Origin of the sequence: Pseudomonas sp. MWU16-30317, from assembly GCF_020515695.1 — a bacterium.
GTDB lineage: Bacteria > Pseudomonadota > Gammaproteobacteria > Pseudomonadales > Pseudomonadaceae > Aquipseudomonas.
In genome coordinates this window covers 1-16929 of the sequence record NZ_JAIWJA010000001.1, presented here as the reverse complement: position 1 = coordinate 16929, position 16929 = coordinate 1, and the positions used below count along the sequence as shown (strand labels likewise).

The following is a 16929-nucleotide window of genomic DNA, read 5'->3' as shown; positions in this document are numbered from 1 at the left end:
AGCGGTCGGGAAAGAGCGACAGGTTTGCACAGGCAATGGCCTATTCCAAGAATTACCTGCCGCCTGCGGTCGTGTCAGAACACCACACCTGCCACCAGGGCGATATTGCTGTAGGGCTGGCATTCGCCGGTCCGCACGATGGCTTTGGCGCTGCGGCTGAGCACTTTCAGCTCATCGTGGCTGAGTTGCCGCCGCGCCCCCAAAGCACCGCTGGCGTGCAGCGCTTCAAGGGCCGCAAGCGCCGGGGGCTGCTTGACGAACATCTCATCGGCCAGCACGTGGCCTTCGACCTGCATTTCCGTGAGCACCGTCTCCAGCACCGTGGTGAAATCCGGCACGCCACGGGTCAGCGCCAGGTCGATCAGCTCCACGCCAGGCGGCACCGGCATGCCGGCATCGACGATCATCAGCACGTCGCCGTGGCCCAAGGAGGCCACTAGCCGGGACAGCGCGATGTTGAGCAGAGGGGTCTTTTTCATGGTGCAAATCCTTGGACGTCAACAAGTGTCGGAATGGACGGCTGCGCCCCGGCCCGAGTGACCGACAGCGCAGCGGCGATCTGCCCGAAGACGATGGCCTGCCCCTCGGTCTTGCCCTCGGCCAATGCGGCGGCAAAGCCACCGACGAAGGTATCCCCCGCCGCCGTGGTATCGACCGCCTGCACCGCTGGCGCCGGGAAATGCTGGGACTGCGCGTGGGTGGCGAACAGTGAGCCTTGCGAACCCAGGGTGACGATCACCTTGCCGGCGCCGGCCTTGATCAATGCACTGGCGGCGATATCGGCGCTGGTCACCGAATCCACCGCCAGCCCGCTGAGCACGCTGGCTTCACTCTCGTTGGGGATCAGATAGTCGATCAACGGGTACCAGTCAGCCGATAGCGGCGCAGTGGCCGGTGCCGGATTGAGGATGACGATCTTGCCCAACGCGCGTGCGCGCTTGAGCACGTGGCCGACGCTGGCCAAGGGTACTTCCAGCTGGCAGATGATCACCTCGGCGTGGTTGAGCAGCGCCTCGAAACTGTCGATCAGCGTGGTCGTCAACTGGCCGTTGGCACCCGCCACGATCACGATCGCGTTCTGGCTGTGGTCATCCACCAGGATGGTCGCCACGCCGCTGGGCTGGTCGTCGATCACCGTCACCCCTGAGCAGTCGATGCCTTCGGCCAGCAAGCCGTCGCGCAACTGCTGGCCGTAGGCATCGGCGCCGACGCAACCGATCATCGCCACGCGGGCCCCCAGGCGCGCAGCCGCCACCGCCTGGTTGGCGCCCTTGCCGCCCGGCACGGTCACGAACGACTGCCCGGCCAGCGTCTCGCCCGGGCGCGGCAGACGCGGCAGACGGGTGACCAGGTCCATATTGAGGCTGCCTACTATCACTACCTTTGCTTGCATGAGGTTTACTCTTCTAGCCGCCGTGCACTTCAAAAAAGGATCAGCGAAATTGATCAAAAGCGCGGCTCGGCGCCGCCGTGGATTCGCGTAGCACCATACTCGGAGCCACCACCCATTGCTCGACCGGCGTGCCCGGTGCAGCGATACGCCGCAGCAGCACCTGCGCCGCCCGCTCGCCGAGTTGCAGAATCGACTGGCCGACCGTGGTCAGCGCCGGGTACACGTAACGGCTCATCTGAATATCATCGAAACCGATGACCGACAACTCGCCAGGTACGCGAATATTGCGCTCGGCCGCCGCCCGCAGCACGCCGAAACCGACCATGTCGTTGGCGGCGAAAATCGCGCTCGGCCGTCCCTCGTCAAGCAATTGCACCGCCGCCGCATAGCCGCTGGGGCTGGTGAAATCGCTCTCCTTGATCCACCGCGTCGGCACCTCGATATTGGCCGCCGCCATGGCCCGTCGATAACCGGCCAGGCGCATGCGGGCCACGCTGGTCGCGGTGGGCCCGCAGATACAGGCGATGTGCCGATGGCCGAGTTCGAGCAAGTGCTCGGTCGCCAGGTAAGCGCCCAGTTCGTGGTCGATGCGGATCAAGTCAGCCGGCAGATTTTCCAGATCGCGGTCGACGATCACCATCGGCGTGCGTACTGCGGCGAGGCCCTGCACCAGGCCGTTGTCGCCGCCTACCGACGACACGATCAGGCCGTTGTCGCCGCCTACCGACGACACGATCAGGCCGTCGACGCGTTTCTCCTGCAACACCCGCAGATAGTTGCGCTGTTTGTCCGGATCGTCGTCCGAATTGCATAGAATCACGCAAAAGCCGTTGCGCTCGCAGTAGTCCTCGATGCCCCGCGCCAGCTCGGCGAAATACGGGTTGATGCCGTTAGGGATCAACAAACCGATGGTCGAGGTGGCCTGGGCCTTGAGCGAGCGCGCCACGGCGCTGGGCACGTAGCCGAGCTGCACGATGGCGGCCTCGACCTTGAGCCGCACCTCATCGCTTACTGGTCGCGAGCTGTTCACCACATGGGACACTGTGGTGTAGGAAATCCCTGCCAGTGCCGCCACGTCCTTGATGGTCGCCATATCAGCCGCGCCGCTTGGCGCGGTTGCTGCGATAGGTATCGAGTACCACCGCCACCACGATCACCAGGCCGGTGATGATGCGTTTGGTCGGCTCGGTGGCGCCGATCTGCGCCAACCCCGCCGCCAGCACCGAGATGATCAGCACGCCGAAGAAGGTGCTGATTACCGAGCCACGGCCGCCCATCAAGCTGGTGCCGCCGATCACCACCGCGGCGATGACCTGCAACTCCAGACCCGAACCTGCATTCGGATCGGCCGCTTCCAGCCGCGATATCTGGAACAACGCCGCTACGCCCGCCAGAAGGCCCATCAGCGAGAACACCAGGATCTTGTAGGGCTTGGGGTTGATGCCGGCCAGGCGCACGGCCTCTTCGTTGGTGCCGATGCCGATCAGGTAGCGGCCGAATACGGTGCGCGTGAGCACAGCCTGAGCGACGAAGATCACCACCAGCGCGATCACGAACGACGGCGAGATGCCGAAGGCAAACGGGTTGGATAGCCAGGCGTATGAGTCACCGATGTAGGCAGTGCGCGAGTCGGTCAATTGATAGGCCACGCCACGGGCCATTTCCAGCACACCCAGGGAGACGATGAACGACGGTATGCGCCAGGCCACGGTGATCGAGCCGGTGATGGTCCCGGCTACCGTCGCGCACGCGATGCCCAGCAATGCCGCCGGCAGCACGCCCCAGCCCCACCCGAGCATCGCCACGCTGACCGCCGACGCCGCCAGCGCCAGCACCGAGCCCACCGACAGATCGATGCCGCCGATGATCAAGATGAACGTCATGCCCACTGCCAGCACCATCAAGTCGGGGATCTGGTTGGCCAGGGTGCTGAAGGTCTCGTACGAGAGAAAATGATCGCTGAGCAGCGAGAACAGCACGATCATCGCCAGCAAGGCACCGGCCAGCCCGAGGTAGGTGCCGAGGCCGAAATAATTGCCGCTGCGCTTGCCGGGGGATGGCAGCGTGGCAGGGGTTGCTACGCCTTTGGAGAGAGAGGTTTTCATGCATCGATCCTGGGCGCCGCGTCGGACAGCAGCGCATCACGTTTCTGGTAGCCGGCAAACGCGGCGGCAAGCAATTGATCCTGGGTCCAGCTGTCACGCTCGAAGGTGTCGATCAGGCGCCCGGCCGAGAGCACGCCGATGCGGTCACAGATCAGCATCAGCTCGCGCAGGTCGCTGGACACCACCACCAGCGCGCGGCCCTGGCGCGTCAGCTCGCCCAGCAAGGTGTAGATGTCGAACTTGGCGCCCACGTCGATGCCACGGGTCGGCTCGTCGAACAGCATCACCGGGCAATCGCGCTCCAACCAACGGCCGATCACCACTTTCTGCTGGTTGCCACCGGACAGCTCCGAGACCAGCTGCGTGGGGCTCGAACTGCGGATGCGCATGGCGTCCACCTGACGCTGGGCCAGGCTCATCTCGGCGCGGCCATCGACCACGCCGCTGCGGGAGATCGCCGCCATATTGCCCAAGGCGATATTGGCGCTGATGGATTGCGACAGCAGCAAGCCCTCACCCTTGCGATCCTCGGTGATCAGGGCGATGCCATGGCCGACGGCGTCGACCGGCGAGCGCACGCTGACGACGTGCAACGGGCTGCCGACGGCGATGCTGCCGCTGTCGGCGATGTCGGCGCCGTAGATAAGCCGCAGCAACTCGGTACGCCCGGCCCCGATCAGGCCGCTGATGCCGAAAATCTCGCCGGCGCGCACCTCGAAGGACACATCGCGAACCTTGTCCGCGCGGCTCAGGCCCTTCACCGCCAGCGCCACGTCGCCGATCTGCCGCGGGCCCAGGTCGATCTGTTCGCCCAGCTCGCGACCGACCATCAGGGTCACCAGTTGCTCGCTGTTGTAGTGGGCCATGGCATCGACGCACACCAGCTTGCCGTCGCGCAGCACGGCGATGCGCTGCGCGACCCGGGCCAGTTCCTCGAGGCGATGGGAGATGTACACGATCGACACGCCGCGCGCCTGCAGGCGGGTGATCTGCTCGAAGAGCATCTCCACTTCGCGGGCGGTCAACATGGCGGTAGGCTCGTCGAGGATCAACACGTGGCAGTCGCCGATCAGGTTGCGGGCGATCTCGACCATCTGCTGATGGCCAATACCCAGCTCGCTGATCAGCGTGTCGGGGTCGATGGCTTCCAGGCCGACCTGGGCCATGGCCTTGATCGCCTCGCTGCGCAGGCGCTTGCGATCGATCCAGCCAGCACGGCTGGGCAGGTTGTCGAGGAACAGGTTCTCGGCCACCGACAGGGTCGGCAGCAAGTTGAGCTCTTGCATGACCATGCGCACGCCGAGCTTTTCGGCCTGCGCGCGGCTGGCGGGTTGGTAGGGTTGCCCCTGGAATTCCATGGTGCCGGTGGTGGCCGTGACCAAGCCGCCGATGATCTTCGACAAGGTGCTTTTGCCCGCGCCGTTTTCGCCGGTCAGGGCCAGGACTTCGCCGCGCATGAGCGTCAGGTCGATGTCACCGAGCACCGGTTGGGCGTAGGTCTTGCCGATGCCGCGCACGGACAGCACGGCGGCTTGAACGGATACAGACATGAGGCTCCCCACGCGCCGGCTTGAATGGCAAGGCCGGCGCAGTTGGTGTTTGAGGTTCAGGGGTTTGTGTTGGCTGGGCCGGCCTCTAAACCCGACAGGCTTACGGCTTGGTCACCAACTCGACTGGCGTCTCGATCACCCCGTCCTTGATATCCAGCTTCTCGCCCTTGACCATCTTCAGCGCCGTATCAATCCCGAACACCGCCTGCTTGGCCGCAAACTGATCCGCCGTCGCCAGCACGCGACCGTCCTTGAGCATCGGTTTGATGGCATTGATGTTGTCATAGCCCACCACCTGTACTTTCCCGGCCTTGCCCGCCGCCCGCACTGCCGATACCGCGCCCAGCGCCATGCTGTCGTTACCGGCCAGCAGCGCTTTGAGGTTCGGATATTCGTTGAGCATGGCCGCGGCCACCGCGTTGCCCTTGTCGATCTCCCAGTTACCCGATTGCGTAGAGACGATCTTCATCTGCGCGCCATCCATCGCGTCCTTGAAACCCGCGGTGCGCTGCTGCGCATTGGTGGTAGTCGGCACGCCTTCGATGATCCCCACCTGATCGCCCGCGCTCATCTGCTTGGCCAGGTAATCGCCCACCAGCTTGGCGCCCTTGCGGTTATTGGGGCCTACGAACGGGACCTCCATGCCCTTGCTCTTGAGCACATCGACATCGAGCTGGTTATCGATATTGACCACCTTGATGCCGGCATCCATGGCCTTCTTCAGCACTGCGGCCAGGGCTTTGGAATCGGCCGGCGCGATGACCAGCGCATCGACCTTCTTGACGATCATCTGATTGACGATATCGATCTGCGCGGCGGTGTCGGATTCGTTCTTGATGCCGTTGGAGATCAGGTCGAAGTCAGCGGAATGTTCTTTCTGATAGACCTTGGCGCCGTCTTCCATGGTCAGGAAGAACTCGTTGGCCAAGGACTTCATCACCAGCGCCACGGTGGGCTTGTGGGCGTCGTCGGCTTGGGCGGATGAGAGGGGTAATATGAAGGCCGTGGCGGTGAGCATGGCGACGGCGAGCAGGCGTGCAGCAAAGGGCAGCTTCATGGGGTGACTCCGGCGATATGATTATTTTTATTAGGCAAAGCTGACGCCTGGGGGAAGGCGCAAACGTTTGCGTGAGGGAAATATGAGCAGGATTAGCGGATTTGTCAAACGGGAGATGGACGAATGGTGTGCGGGATGGGGCTAGCGTTCGCAGGCCTTTACGCAGTTGGGCGAGCTGGGCTAGATCCAGCGGTTCAGCTATAATCACGCACTGAACGCTAGCGAGGTCCTGCTAATGTCCATCACACTTGAAACCAAGAAAGCCTATGCGGCCAAGACGCGCAAATCCAACTATGCGGCGAGCCTGCGCCTTGAAGGCTACAAGATGAACCCGGCAGACGGTGATCGCGACCTTCCTACCCGTGAAGAAATTCTGAAAGCTTTCACCAAGATCGAGCGTAATGTCTGATAAGTACGGGGTCGGCCAAGACCCCTACTGTTATCCTGGCTCAGATGTCCTGCGTAACAAGCTCGATATACGTGATGATCCGACCCTTAGCGAGGCTGAATAACAGCTCTCTGCCGTTGCAGCCGAACATCTGGATTTCAGCCCTCCGCCTTATGATTTGACCTATCTCCAAAATATTCATCGTGCCCTGTTTTCGGATCTGTACGACTGGGCTGGATCTTTGAGAACGGTGGGCATATCCAAGCAAACGACACGCTTTTGCCAACCGCAGTACATGGCAAAAGAGTCGGCCAAGATTTTTCAGATTATGGGGACAGCCAATTGGTTCGAGGGAATGGATCGCCGACGGCTAATTGTTGCACTCGCCGAAACATACTCCGATCTTAATGTCGTCCACCCCTTTCGGGAGGGTAATGGCCGGACGCAGCGTATCCTGTTTGAACATCTGATCATGAACGCCGGATTTGAAATCAGCTGGTGGGGAGTTGAACCTGATCAATGGATCCACGCGAACATCGCTGCTTTCAACTGTGATCTCGGCCCCATGGAGGACGTTTTCGAGAGATGCATTGGCCGGCCGATTCAAGCTTGAACGCTTCTTGCGAGGCTATCGAACTCATACATTCCTGCTACAAGGCGACATCACGGCACTATTGTGATGTCGACAGTCGCGTAGGCCGCACACGACGTGGCTAGCCCTGTTGGGCCCCGTCAGCTATCAGCCCCCTTCCTGCCCCGAAACACCACAAACACGACCACGGTCAACGCCACGATGGTCGCGAAGGCAATACTGCAAAAGCCTTTCATGCTGGGGGACATCTGATCTATAAAGGGGAACCACTCAGCCAAAGTTGTCACAACGCCTCCCGGCATCTGCACGTCATAAATTGAGCGCAATCATACGCTATAGCCGTCAGGTCGTGGCCTCCCGGACCTTGACGCACGATGGATGGACGCTCGAAAAACGCTCGGCAAGGAGCCCATCCGCATGCCCGTCGACTCGTTACTCCGCATCGCAATGACCAACCCCCTCAACGCCGAAATCACCGCCCGCCTGCCCTCTCTGGGCCTCGATCAGTGCATGCTCACCGCAGGCTGCCTGTTCCAGGCGGTGTGGAATCATCAGTCCAACCTGCCTCCCGAGTGGGGCGTGAAAGATTATGACGTTTTCTATTTCGACGAGGATGTGTCCTGGGAGGCCGAAAACGAAGTGATCAATCGAGCCCGGTCGGTGTTTCAAGACTTGGGTGTCGATATCGAATTCAAGAACCAGGCCCGCGTCCATCTTTGGTACGGCCAGCGTTTCGGTCGCCCTTATCCGCCGTTGCAGTCGGCGAAAGACGGCATCGACCGTTACCTCGTGGCCGGGACCTGTATCGGGCTGGATGTTTGCACTCGCGAAGTCTATGCCCCCTACGGCCTCGACGATCTGCAGCAGGGCTTGTTGCGTATCAACCCGGCAAATCCGGAACCGGACCTGTTCATTCAAAAGGCCAGGAGTTATCAGGCGCGCTGGCCTTGGCTGACGATTCTGGATTACGAGAGTCATGCTGATGCTTGCACTGACCGCTAGAGAGGTAGGCCAGCTGCTGCGCGAAGTGATCTTCGAGCGTCGGACAATGCTCGTTGCACGTAGCCCGGCGGGAGATCAGCCTCAGGCGTGGCGCATTGTCGTGGAAATCGATGGATGGCTCGTCACGTTACACAGCGATAACGGCGACCTTGACTACTGCGAGGGATGCGTTTGCCCGGACGGTCGGCACTGGACGTTCGACTCTGGGGATCGATATGGGACTGACCCGGTGGCGCTCCTGTCGACATGGGAACACCAGAAACTGAATGATCTTCTAAAAGCAGCACGCAACCCGCATTAAGGCGATGGCCCGGGCATTTCGGTTGCCCGGGCCAAACTATCCGTCAGTGTTTTTTTACTGCGTCTTTGACTTTGCCAATGGCCTGCTGAGCTTCACCCTTCTTCTCCTGAATAGTGCCTTTGACTTCAAGTTCGGTGTTACCGGTGGCCTTGCCTACACTTTGCTTGACGTTGCCAATCGCTTCGTTCGCTACGCCTTTGATCTTGTCAGAAGTGCTGCTCATGATTTAACTCCGTTCGGCAGTGATGTCAAAGTTGACGCCTCTGTTGACTGCGAAAGCGCGCAAGGAGTTTCGCTTCCTATCGTAAATTTCATGAAGCGATGTGCCGAACATGCCCATGGCGGACTATGGCGCGATGACGCCGTGCCACTGGACGCCAGTGTCAACCTGCAATGGCGTGCCACTGGACGCCAGTGTCAACCTGCAATGGTATGTGCAACAGGCTAAAGAGGCCGAGGCGGCCAGGTTCGACTTTCTGTTCATCGTCGATAGCCAATACATCACCCCCTGAACATCGCTCGCTCGCGACAAGGGCAGCCCCCCCTGATCCAGGCGGGTACTTCACCGGAGGGCCGGGACTTGAGCGCGCGGGTCGCCGACGTCGTGTTCAGCTTCGCCAGAACCCTAGGCGAATCGCTGGAATTGGCATCGGATGTGCGAAGCCGAGCCCGTGAGTATCAGCGCAACGTGGACGAAATTCTGTTCATGCCGGCCCTGAACGTCGTCATTGCCAACACCTTGGAGGAAGCGGCCAGGATCGAAGCGTCGCGCTCTGCGGCCCTTAGCCTGGAGAAAATGCACGAGGCGCTGTCGCGGCAATTCAACGGGCGTGATTTTCGTCACTGCCCGCTGGACGAGCCTTTCCCGGTGATCGATGGCGTCGATGCGTCCTCTTCGGGACTCACTCAATTTCGCGACGAGATCGAACAAGGACGCCAGCGAGGGCAGACCCTTCGGCAAGTGCTGTATTCATTGCAGACGCCGTGGCTGCGGCTGGTGGGCACGCCCGAAAGCATCACCGGCCTGGTGGACGATGATTATCAGGGTGTGACGCTGCGCGAGCATCTAGGCATCAGCGTGCCTGATCACAGACACGCTGGCCTGCACCCTGAGGCACCGGTCGAGGCTGCCGGCGCGCCTGCGGTCGAAACTGCCCGCGAAGCACTGCCGGGGTAACGGACGGCTACGAACGCTTGACCCACGACTCGACCTCTTCGTGCCCGAACTGAGCCTTCCAGGCCCCCAGCAGCTTGTTGTTGCCACCTTTGCTCTCGACAATCTCGCCAGTCAGTGGGTTACGGTACACCTTGATCTGTCGCGCCCGTCGGGTGCGCTTTTCAGGTGTGGCGCGCACCACCTGCTTCGCGGTGCCCGGCTCGATGATCGCGATCACGTCCTGCAGACCCTTCCCGTAGTGAGCCAGGAGGTCGTGCAGCTTGGTTTCAAACTCTATCTCCGTGCTCAACTCAGGATCATTCTTCAGCACTGCAAGTTGATCTCGGTGGCGAGCGATCTGCTGTTCGAGTTTGCGGAATTCGGCGAGGCGGGACATGTTTTCTCCTAGGCTCTTACTCTGTCAGGTTATGACAGCAGGTCAGCGGCAAAATCCGCTCTCTGGCAACTAATTTTCATGGAGTCGGAAAATAGCGCCGGGCAGCGCGCAATTGCTCTCTGACACGCGGCTGTAATGGATCGCTACCGTGAGTTTCATAATTCCAGCCGAACTTCTCGCCGATACATTTCATCGAATAAACAAGCCCAGGAAAGAAGGATGGATCCCGTGACCACAATCAATCACACCGCACTGATCAGCGTCGACCCCGAAGCCGTTTGGCATCTGCTGCGCCAGTTTGGCGTCATCGATGCCTGGCACCCTCAAATCGATTCGTGCGTCATTGAAGGGGGCAACTACTCTGGAGACGGAGGATCGATCAGAACGTTGCACTTGCTCGGCAGCAAGGTCGTCCATGAGCGTCTGCTCGCTATTGATAACGATCGGATGACCATGACCTACGGCCTGACTGATTCAGGTATCCCCCTCGATCATTTTTGCGCAACGGTCGGCGTCAGCCCCGCAGGAGATGGCGTACAGAGCACGGTCAACTGGACAGCCCGCTTCGAGGCCCGTGACGCAACGGTCGCTGCCGAGTATGAATCGCTTATCGGCGAGTTCATTCTCAATGGCCTCGACGGCTTGGCTGACCATCTTGGCGCACCCATGGAACTGGAGACTTGCGTTTAGCGAACTGACGGCAACCGGACCAGGCGCTTGCCACCCAGCAGCGTGATCGACAGCAAAAATCCAGTCAGCCCGACACCGCCCAGCGCCCACCAGGTCTCAACTGCGCTACGGTTCAAGATCAGCCAGCTACCGACGTAATAACCGGCCCCGCCGCCCAAGGCCCCCGCAGCGCTCAACACGCCAAAAAACGCGCCTTGGCAGCCCTGCGGCGCCAGCGACGCGGTCATGGTTTCAAACGTTGGCAACAGAATGGTTTCGATCACCGTATAAACAACGATAAACACCAGAAACCCTGCAATACCCTGCACCATCGACACGCTGGCAAACGCCACTGCCGCCGCCAGGTAAGCACCGACAACCAGCAACGCCGGGGCAGCACTCACCCACCAGCGCTTGGACAACGACAGGAAAATCAGCCCGACCAAACCGTTTACTACATAGATCGCAGAGACGGCATACGGCCCTGCCAACTTGCCCCCATACATCGGGAACGCCACATACAACTGCGGAAAAAGAAAGAACCAGGGCAGCGATACCAGTATCAATCGCCATAACCCTGGATGCCTGACGGCAGTGTTCAAACTCTTGAGTGCAGACTGGCGCTCGAAAGCAACAGGGGCGCCCGCATCGCTACGCGCCGACACAATCCCCAAGACCGTGAATACCAAGGCGCTAAGTCCAAAAGCAATTCGCGGATCGATCAAGCCGGCCAGGCCACCGATGATCGGCCCAACTGCGGCGCCTATGTTCAACATCTGGTTGTTGGCGGCAAACACACGTGCCAGAGAGGCCTTCGGCTGTCGACCAAACAACGCATAGAGGCCGCCCTCATAGCAGGCGACACCGGTGCCGGCCAACATCGCTGCCCCCACCCAGGCCGCCACGTCGTCGAACGTGCAAAAGCCCAAAAAGCCTACGCCTCTGAGCCACAGCCCCACCGTGATCAATCGATGCGAGCCCATGCGATCAGCGATTGCCCCGGCCGCCACCGGCAATACTTGCGCGCACAGCAGGTTTGCCGACATCACGGAGGCCAGCGCCACCGCGCCGAACTGCAGGTGAGCCGACATATACAGCGCCAACAGAGGAATCGTCATGAAATGCGAGGCGTTCATCATCCCCTGCATCCACAGCAATCGTCGTATCGTCGCAGGCCAAGCAGCGTCTTCCCTGATCATGTTGCAGTACCGTAACCAGCAATGATATTTTGATGGTTACTCACATTCAGCACTTTTGCAACCGAGGGATACGATGCCAGCCCACAATCAGACAGCGCCCGGCGAGCTTGAAGACGTGCGGCGATTCGTCAACTCCTGGTCCATCCCCAACCAGACGCGGATCGAAACGGACCAACTGCCCCAGTGGGCGAGCGATTCGCAGGCGTGGGCACGCGAGCTGTCGCGCTGTCCGCTCCACCCTGAAGATCAACTCGATACATTGCTTGAACTACGGCTGGCGCTGCGAGAATCCTGCGCCAACCATGATCACGACAGCGAGGCGTTGAATACCTGGTTCGACAAGGTGCCGTTGTCAGCCTTTATCGAATCCATCGAAAGCGTGGCACGCTTGCGGTTGAAACCGCTGCAATCTACTTACCGCGGTCATATTCTTGCGCTTGTTGCGAATGCCATTGCATCGGGAGAATGGTCGCGGCTCAAGACGTGTGGCGACTGCCAGTGGGCTTTCTACGATCACACCCGCAATGGCAACAAGCGCTGGTGCGGCATGAGCAAAGGCGGGCCAGATGGCCGAGCCTGCGGGACTATCGCCAAGGTGACTGCGTTCCGGCTGCGCGCGGCGGACAAGGCTCGCAAGGCAGCGGAATAAACGGCTAGACCATCTGCCGAACACCCCCGCAGCTAAAACGTGACGGGCAAATGCCGCTCACGTGAGCAGCGCCGCCCACTGCCACACCGTCATTTTGCTGACCATCATCAGCACGATCACGAACATGCCCGCAAACCCGGCAACGCCCATCCAGAACCAGGCGCGGTAGATCGGGCGGTAGCTCTGCGGCAGTGCCCCGCCAGTGGCGACGGCTTGATCGGCCAACCGCTCCAGGCGCTTTTGCAGCACCAGCACAGGCAACCACAGCGCCCCCACGCAAACAAAGATCACCAACGAATTCAGCACCCAACCGTTCCACATCGACAAGCCGGTCAGGCGCATCAGTCCATAACCGCTGAGCACCTGGATAAAACCGGCCGGCGTAGTGATCCAGGTGTCGAAGCGCACCACCATGCGCGCTACGTGGGCGATCACCCGGGGATTGGCGCTACGGCTGGCGGCGATCAGGTACAGGTAAGAGCCCATGCCGAAGCCGAACAGAAAAACCGCGGCGATCACATGGACGTATTTCAAGGCTAGATACAGCATGATGCTCAGGCCCTCTTCGCGAGCAAACTTTGCGCCCCCACAAGCGTGCGACGCTATCCGGCCTTCCCAGCCGAAAACTGCACGTCCAGCGAGATGTTCGTCGGCTCGTTGATCGCCGCCAGATACTCAGCCACGCTGATCTCGCCCACGCAGGCCCGGGCGCCGGGCTCAGGCCGGTAGCCGAGTGCCATCTTGGCGGCCAGGGCGACTGCGGCGCAGCTGGGGATTTGCGGCCCGGTGTCGTTCAGCGCCGTCAGTAGCGCCTGCATCTGCAGCGGCTGGTCGTTGTGGTCAACGCCATTGACCTCGATATACATCGCACTCTTGCGATCACCCAAGCCTTCAAAGCGGGTGCCCAGTCGATGCAGCCGAGTGGCCCATGGCGTCGGATCCTTCACCCAACCCCGGCGCACCGTCCAGGCCAGCAGATAGTTGGCGATCACCCCCAGCTTCAACCCGGAGCCGGCCTTGAAGCGCAGCGTCTGGGCCTCATACCGCGACGCGAACACGTCGATATCCGGCGCGTCGACGTTGGCCAGCAACCGCGTGCCCATGCCGGGTATCTTGCGCAGCGTCAGGTCCATCCAGCCCGGCACTTCATGCACTTTGCCCGCCTTTAACTGCTTGATCGGCCGCCCCGCATAGGCCAGCACGCCGAGCACCGTGGACAGCCCCGGCATCTTTGCCGCAGACGAAATACCGTGCTCGATCGAGTCGATCCGCCGGAAGCGCGCGCGGTGCTCATCGATTATCGCCGCCGACAGACTCGGCACCGAACTGCAGCCACTCAACACGCTCACCCCCGCTTCCCGTGCGCTGGCGTCGAGGCTGGCGATGCCGCTGACGAAGGTGCGGCAGTCCGACAGATCGCAGTAGTGCACACCGGCGTCGATGCAATGACGCGCCACGGCATAGGATTGCTGCTGGAACGGCCCGCCGGTGTGGATCACCAACTGAACGTCCAGGGCACGCAGCGCTTCGCTCACGCCTTCTTGCATCACATCCACGCACCAGCTCTGGCATGTCTTGCCGCTCAGCGTCCGCAGCTCGGCGACCTTGCGCGCCAACTTGCCGCTGTCGCGCCCGGAAACCACCAGCTCGACGCCCTGATTCAACACCAGGTGGTTGCAGATCAGACTGCCGAAATTACCATAACCACCAATGACCACTACCCGGAATGCCATTTACCGTCCTTGATTCGATGAAGGTCGAGCGCGCCTCGGGAGGCGAGGCAGTGGGGGATTTTACCCGGATATGAGCGCAGGATTTCAAGGATCCTGCGAATTGCCCTACCGGCTATACGCCAAAAACAACTGATCAAGCCGCGTCGTGTAACTCGCGCTCATCAAATCCCGGCGCATCGCCCACTCCGGCTGCGCCGGCACACTCGCCGCCCTTAATGTGCCGCGCCCCCAGCGGCCGTTTATTTCATCCAGCACGCCCATCACCTTCCCTGCCGCCGCTGGCTGCTCGGGGGCGAACAGATCGCCAGAGAACTCCCCTGACTGGCGCAGATCCATCAGCAGCACCTCGGCCTTGCTGTATTTGAAGCCGGGACGGAACAGGCGATCGATGGCTTCGGTCGCCGCTTTGGTCATCAGCCGCACGTCATTGGTAGGGTAAGGCAACTCCACCAAGGCGGCATTGGCGTATTTGGCTTCGTCCGGGTTGAACATGCCGGTGCGGATGCTGACGCGGATCTTCTTGCAAAAGGAATTTTGCGCGCGCAGCTTTTCGCCCGCGCGCTGAGTGTAGGTGGCGACGGCCTCCTTGATCGGCTCTATAGCCGTGAGGCGCGCGCCGAACATGCGGCTGCAGCAGATTTCCTGCTTGGGCGGGTCCGCTTCGCCCAATTCCAGGCAAGGAGTGCCAGCGAGCTCGCGGGCGGTCTTTTCGATCACCACGCTGAATTTCTCCCGCAATGTTCTGAGATCGGCCTGGGCCAGGTCCATGGCGGTCTTGATGCCCATGCCCACCAGGTGCGCGGTCATGCGCCGGCCGATGCCCCAGACTTCACTAACATCCGTGTTGCGTAGCGTCCAGTCGCGCTTGAAGGGGTCGCAGATGTCTACCACTCCGCCAGTCTTGGCCAGCAGGCGCTTGGCGGTATGGTTGGCCAGCTTGGCGAGGGTCTTGGTGCGCGCGATGCCGACCCCGACCGGAATGCCGGTGCGCTTGTAGATAGTGGCGCGGATGCTGCGCCCGAAGGCCGTCAAATCGCCAGGCATGCCTGTCAAATCGGCAAACGCCTCGTCGATCTAAAGGAAAGATGATGCGGTATGGACATTACCGCACATCAAGCTGGGCCGACCTTTGCTCTGATTCGCCCATGTCCATACCAATCCTCACTTTCTCAAAGAAACGTCATCGCTATGTCCATAGCTCCAGCCCCTCCATGCTACTTTTGTCGCGGGTTTCGGGGTGGCAGGGCCGAGCAGGGCTTTGGCGGATTGGCAAGACCCCATTTACGCTAAAATGTCCAAAATGCTATCTGATTTTCCCCTCGACACCATCGTTGGATGAACTTAGGTCGCCTCACAGCCGAAACGGAACCGTCGGAACTGCTCACCCGCAACGCCTAGCTGAGCGCGCCACCCGTATTGAGTCCGGTGGGGTTTATGGAGCGCTTACAGTCATTCAAAACCGCATTCATCCGTTGCCTTAAAAACAACGGGGCCAGTATCCTAGTCAAATATCAGCGTTGAGATTCCGCACCCGCGCGGCACCGTAAAAATGAGCTGGCCGGACGGTTACCAATGATCGTGCTTTGCGAGCGACGTTGGTTGGGCAGATCTAGTTAAGGTGATGATTTTCAGTGCTCGTGGCTCGTCCCTTATCCTTTCACTGCTATCATCGATGTCGAAAAAATCTGATCTATTTGTACTACCACTGAATTCAATATGTTTTCATCGCCAAAGACGTATCTCCGCCCACCGTATAGGTGATAGACGAACACGGTGGTAGCAGCAGAAGTGTAGCGGTCGAGGCGTTCTAGCGGCTCCATTTGCCAATGCTCGCTCTTGTTAATGTGACCCGGGGAGACCAGCAAAACGCTATCCACAAGCACCGTCACCCCATGGAGGCCTAGGATGGAGCTCAACATCGGTTCGCTGCACGCCATCACCATGGAGAAAGCGTCAGCCTGTTCCCCCAGCTCGGTCGTAGCCACGTAAAACCACGGGCGCTGGAGGGTATGCTCTACATAAGCCCACGCCGAAAAATTCGGTGCGTACAGCCCTAATCCGTCAATCTGTGCCTGCTGATTGGTCAAAAACATACCTAAATCTCAAAATATACTGAATACAGTATAGAGCAAAACATCTTTGTGCTGCTTTATCGTTCCTTTTGCGGGCTGTTGGCATGCGATTGGAACTAAAACGTGCACTCGGTACCTCGGTAAGGTCGTACAGGCTATTGCGAGACCTACCTCAGGAAGGCTTGGGCCCGAGCCAGCCATATATCAGCAACCTGGAGGCGGGTAGAGGCAGTGCATCCCTAGAAAAGATTGAACAGATGGCTGAGGTTTTAGGGATCCATTCCATTAGCTTGATAGCTGCGGCTTACATCACGTCGACAGAGGGCCTTAGCGCTGAAGATCTTCTGGACCAGATCCGCACGGAGCTCAAAGTGATAGGGCTTTGAGGAGAACATCGCAGGCAGCGCCAAAATAGTTGGGATAGGCTAATCCGTTCGACCTGACGGAATGCAGTGAGGGTGTGGCGCACCTAGTTGAACGAGCCCCATGAAAGACAGGACACCGTTCCCCCCTTAAGATAAGGGATAGGCAAACGGGTATGTAGTGGTCAACTGATCCCGGACACTGAATTGAGTTTTCCCTCAGCGACCGCAGGCGCTAGCCCTTTGTTGAACTGATGCGGTCGCCGCCAGTTGTATCGCTCCATTAGGAATCGGCCGATATCCT

At 60.2% G+C, this 16929-nt stretch carries 20 protein-coding genes and 2 pseudogenes; 9 read left to right on the top strand and 13 right to left on the bottom strand.

The features are described from left to right. Nucleotides 1–74: 74 nt before the first annotated feature. From rbsD to LIX93_RS00085, 6 genes are all read right to left on the bottom strand, one after another. The gene (gene rbsD / locus LIX93_RS00110; protein WP_226501983.1) at nt 75–479 is read right to left on the bottom strand and encodes a D-ribose pyranase; all 405 of its coding nucleotides are present in this window, start codon (nt 477–479) and stop codon (nt 75–77) included. Further along, nucleotides 476–1393, bottom strand: a complete 918-nt coding sequence (rbsK, locus tag LIX93_RS00105; RefSeq protein ID WP_226501982.1) for a ribokinase — start codon at nt 1391–1393, stop codon at nt 476–478. The genes rbsD and rbsK overlap by 4 nt, the downstream gene beginning before the upstream one ends. Nucleotides 1394–1433: 40 nt before the next feature. Continuing rightward, on the bottom strand, nt 1434–2486 hold the full coding sequence (locus LIX93_RS00100) for a LacI family DNA-binding transcriptional regulator (RefSeq protein ID WP_226501981.1): 1053 nt from the start codon (nt 2484–2486) through the stop codon (nt 1434–1436). A 1-nt stretch (nt 2487) separates the two neighbouring features. After that, nucleotides 2488–3498 carry an ABC transporter permease gene (locus LIX93_RS00095; RefSeq protein WP_226501980.1) on the bottom strand — a complete coding sequence of 337 codons (1011 nt, stop codon included), beginning with the start codon at nt 3496–3498 and terminating at the stop codon, nt 2488–2490. Then, nucleotides 3495–5048: a sugar ABC transporter ATP-binding protein gene (locus LIX93_RS00090; RefSeq protein ID WP_226501979.1), complete on the bottom strand. Its 1554-nt coding sequence runs from the start codon at nt 5046–5048 to the stop codon at nt 3495–3497. The genes LIX93_RS00095 and LIX93_RS00090 overlap by 4 nt, the downstream gene beginning before the upstream one ends. A gap of 100 nt (nt 5049–5148) precedes the next feature. Continuing rightward, a complete protein-coding gene (locus LIX93_RS00085; protein WP_226501978.1) occupies nt 5149–6105 on the bottom strand; it encodes a sugar ABC transporter substrate-binding protein in 957 nt (318 codons plus the stop codon). Between the two features lie 235 nt (nt 6106–6340). On the opposite strand from LIX93_RS00085, the gene LIX93_RS00080 reads away from it, so the two are divergent. The 4 genes and pseudogenes from LIX93_RS00080 to LIX93_RS00065 all read left to right on the top strand — a co-directional run bounded on the left by LIX93_RS00080 (nt 6341) and on the right by LIX93_RS00065 (nt 8388). Next, on the top strand, nt 6341–6514 hold the full coding sequence (locus LIX93_RS00080) for a YhfG family protein (RefSeq protein WP_226501977.1): 174 nt from the start codon (nt 6341–6343) through the stop codon (nt 6512–6514). Beyond that, nucleotides 6507–7106: pseudogene (locus LIX93_RS00075) on the top strand (putative adenosine monophosphate-protein transferase Fic). The gene LIX93_RS00080 and the pseudogene LIX93_RS00075 overlap by 8 nt, the downstream one beginning before the upstream one ends. A gap of 390 nt (nt 7107–7496) precedes the next feature. Then, complete coding sequence (locus LIX93_RS00070) at nt 7497–8087, top strand: nucleotidyltransferase family protein (protein ID WP_226502814.1); 591 nt, start codon at nt 7497–7499, stop codon at nt 8085–8087. Then, nucleotides 8062–8388, top strand: a complete 327-nt coding sequence (locus LIX93_RS00065; protein WP_226501976.1) for a hypothetical protein — start codon at nt 8062–8064, stop codon at nt 8386–8388. Before LIX93_RS00070 ends, LIX93_RS00065 begins: the two co-directional genes overlap by 26 nt. Before the next feature lie 43 nt (nt 8389–8431). Here LIX93_RS00065 and LIX93_RS00060 read toward each other — a convergent pair whose 3' ends face one another. Next, entirely contained in the window at nt 8432–8611 is a 180-nt protein-coding gene (locus LIX93_RS00060) for a CsbD family protein (RefSeq protein WP_226501975.1), read from the bottom strand. 109 nt (nt 8612–8720) lie between these two features. Here LIX93_RS00060 and LIX93_RS00055 point away from each other — a divergent pair, with 109 nt between their 5' ends. Together LIX93_RS00055 and LIX93_RS00050 are read left to right on the top strand one after the other, a co-directional pair. Further along, nucleotides 8721–8900 (top strand): hypothetical protein, encoded by a 180-nt coding sequence (locus LIX93_RS00055; RefSeq protein WP_226501974.1) that lies wholly within the window; start codon nt 8721–8723, stop codon nt 8898–8900. Next, entirely contained in the window at nt 8885–9565 is a 681-nt protein-coding gene (locus tag LIX93_RS00050; RefSeq protein ID WP_226502813.1) for an LLM class flavin-dependent oxidoreductase, read from the top strand. The genes LIX93_RS00055 and LIX93_RS00050 overlap by 16 nt, the downstream gene beginning before the upstream one ends. A gap of 7 nt (nt 9566–9572) precedes the next feature. Here LIX93_RS00050 and LIX93_RS00045 read toward each other — a convergent pair whose 3' ends face one another. Then, the gene (locus LIX93_RS00045; RefSeq protein ID WP_226501973.1) at nt 9573–9941 is read right to left on the bottom strand and encodes a histone-like nucleoid-structuring protein, MvaT/MvaU family; all 369 of its coding nucleotides are present in this window, start codon (nt 9939–9941) and stop codon (nt 9573–9575) included. 228 nt (nt 9942–10169) lie between these two features. Here LIX93_RS00045 and LIX93_RS00040 point away from each other — a divergent pair, with 228 nt between their 5' ends. Further along, nucleotides 10170–10631, top strand: a complete 462-nt coding sequence (locus LIX93_RS00040; protein WP_226501972.1) for an SRPBCC family protein — start codon at nt 10170–10172, stop codon at nt 10629–10631. Here LIX93_RS00040 and LIX93_RS00035 read toward each other — a convergent pair. Continuing rightward, nucleotides 10628–11749, bottom strand: coding sequence for an MFS transporter (locus LIX93_RS00035; protein WP_226501971.1), 1122 nt, complete (start codon nt 11747–11749; stop codon nt 10628–10630). The two genes, LIX93_RS00040 and LIX93_RS00035, sit on opposite strands and share 4 nt — an antisense overlap. A gap of 133 nt (nt 11750–11882) precedes the next feature. Between LIX93_RS00035 and LIX93_RS00030 the strand changes: the two genes are divergently transcribed. Continuing rightward, on the top strand, nt 11883–12458 hold the full coding sequence (locus tag LIX93_RS00030; protein ID WP_226501970.1) for a CGNR zinc finger domain-containing protein: 576 nt from the start codon (nt 11883–11885) through the stop codon (nt 12456–12458). Between the two features lie 57 nt (nt 12459–12515). On the opposite strand, the gene LIX93_RS00025 is transcribed toward LIX93_RS00030, so the two are convergent. The 4 genes and pseudogenes from LIX93_RS00025 to LIX93_RS00010 all read right to left on the bottom strand — a co-directional run bounded on the left by LIX93_RS00025 (nt 12516) and on the right by LIX93_RS00010 (nt 16284). Further along, complete coding sequence (locus LIX93_RS00025; protein ID WP_226501969.1) at nt 12516–13007, bottom strand: DUF2269 domain-containing protein; 492 nt, start codon at nt 13005–13007, stop codon at nt 12516–12518. A 53-nt stretch (nt 13008–13060) separates the two neighbouring features. Next, nucleotides 13061–14191, bottom strand: coding sequence for a saccharopine dehydrogenase NADP-binding domain-containing protein (locus tag LIX93_RS00020; protein ID WP_226501968.1), 1131 nt, complete (start codon nt 14189–14191; stop codon nt 13061–13063). Nucleotides 14192–14296: 105 nt separating this feature from the next. After that, nucleotides 14297–15265 (bottom strand): annotated as a pseudogene (locus tag LIX93_RS00015) (DUF4113 domain-containing protein); the annotation flags it as partial. Nucleotides 15266–15840: 575 nt separating this feature from the next. Continuing rightward, nucleotides 15841–16284: a hypothetical protein gene (locus LIX93_RS00010; RefSeq protein WP_226501967.1), complete on the bottom strand. Its 444-nt coding sequence runs from the start codon at nt 16282–16284 to the stop codon at nt 15841–15843. 83 nt (nt 16285–16367) lie between these two features. Between LIX93_RS00010 and LIX93_RS00005 the strand changes: the two genes are divergently transcribed. Beyond that, a complete protein-coding gene (locus LIX93_RS00005; RefSeq protein ID WP_226501966.1) occupies nt 16368–16649 on the top strand; it encodes a helix-turn-helix domain-containing protein in 282 nt (93 codons plus the stop codon). Nucleotides 16650–16929: the final 280 nt, after the last annotated feature.